This is a genomic window from Alysiella crassa DSM 2578, assembly GCF_000745955.1.
Lineage (GTDB): Bacteria > Pseudomonadota > Gammaproteobacteria > Burkholderiales > Neisseriaceae > Simonsiella > Simonsiella crassa.
Window position 1 is genome coordinate 1 of the sequence record NZ_JQKH01000145.1, and the last position, 2,044, is coordinate 2,044.

At 48.3% G+C, this 2,044-nt stretch carries 1 protein-coding gene; it reads left to right on the top strand.

From position 1 onward, the window contains the following. A partial coding sequence (locus Q338_RS12405; RefSeq protein WP_034296023.1) for an Ig-like domain-containing protein occupies positions 1-2,044 on the top strand: 2,044 nt, incomplete at both ends.

The following is a 2,044-nucleotide window of genomic DNA, read 5'->3' on the forward strand; positions in this document are numbered from 1 at the left end:
CAGGCGATGTAACGTTTACGCCTAATAAAGATTTCACAGGTGATCCAACGCCGATTACTTACACCGTAACCGACAAAAACGGCAACACCTTGCCGCCGACCACGGTAGACGTTGCTTACCCAGAGAAACAGCCGACCCCATTGCCAACGCCCGATGTGAAAGAAGGCGTACCAGGGCAGCCTGTAACCCAAAACGTGACCAGCAACGATGGCGACAATGGCAAAGACATTGACCCGACTTCGGTGAAATTGATTGACCCGATTACGGGTACGCCAAGCACGTCGGTAACTGTGCCAAACGAAGGTACATGGACAACTACACCAACAGGTGATGTCACGTTTACCCCAAATAAAGACTTTACAGGCGACCCAACGCCCATTCCATACACCGTAACCGACAAAAACGGCAATACCTTGCCAACCAGCACGGTGGATGTGAATTATCCAAATACGAGCACAGTCAGCACTTTACCAGACTCCAAACCAGGTGAACGCGGTACACCTGTGAGCCAAAATGTATTGGAAAACGATGGTAATAATATTGACCCGACTACGGTTCAATTGATTAACCCGAATAATCCAGCTGCGGGTGGTACAGACACAGTAGTGATTCCAAACGAAGGGACTTGGACGGTAGACAAAGACCCGACAACGGGTAAACCCAATGGTTCCATTACCTTTACACCGAATCCAGGCTTTGAAGACGACCCTGCGCCGATTAACTACATTGCGAAAAACCCAGAAGGCGTAACGTCTAAACAAACGCCTGTGAACGTGGTGTATCCAAAAACCCCAGAAGTGATTGTGCCAGACAATCCGCCTACGCCAGCGAACCCAACGGGTATGGGCGACAATGAAGTGTTTGAAGGCAATACGGCTGGCGTACAAGGTATGTTTAAAGTCGTACCAGGGTTGAGCAGCGCAACGATTAAAGAGATTCTGTTGGCGAATGAATCAGGCACAACCGTTATGGTTCCATTAACGGTTAGCCCAAGTGCGCCCGTTACTTTGAACACAGCCAAAGGCGTTTTGACTATTACGAGCTATGATTCAACGACTGGCGATGTGAGCTATGTATTTGTACCGAAAGTACAAAATCATGCCACAGATGCGCCTGTATTAGACCAAATCAGCATTGTGGTGAAAGACAGCAATGACCGTCAAGGTTATGGTATGTTGGACATTGCCATTATTGATGGTGTACCTGTTGCTGAAAACGACAGCAACCAAATTACCGAAGATGCGACACCCAACACCGTTACAGGCAGCCTGAAACCCAACGACAATTTGGGTACAGACACCGCCAATGCGGGCAACGAATACACCCCGATTGACAATGTAAGCGGCGCATACGGTTCATTTACCGTAGATGCGGCGGGTAATTACACCTATACATTGGACAACACTAATGACACAGTAAATAAATTAAGCGATGGCAAAACATTAGTAGATACCATCACTTACACCATTACTGACGCAGACGGCGACACGGCAACGGCAGTATTGACCATTACCATTAATGGTCATACCGACGGAGTGCCGAGCGTAAGTGTGCCTGTTGAACCAAGCAAGCCAGAAAGCACCATTCCTGCGACCAATCCAAATGTAACGCCGACCAATCCAGAGACCCCAAATCAACCGAAAGACGCGGGCAATCCAGATGTGGCGGGCGATGATAAAACCGTATTTGAAGGCGATGACGCGGTAGCAGGTTCGTTCTTTGTAACGACCGACCCAACGGCGAGCATTACCAGCATTACCATTGCAGACCAAAAATTGCCAGTGGGTGCCAATGGCATTACACCGACCACCATTGTGACCGATAAGGGTACTTTGACCATTCAGTCGTATGACCTGAAAACAGGCGAAGTGAAATACACTTACGACCCGATTGTTCTGAAACACCCAAGCAATGAGCCATTGGTGGACAGCTTCCCAATTACCGTTGAAGACAGCAATAATATTACTGCCAGCGATAAATTGGACATTGCCATTACCGACAGCTTGCCAGCAGCGAATGACGACAAAGCCGAAATTACCGAAGA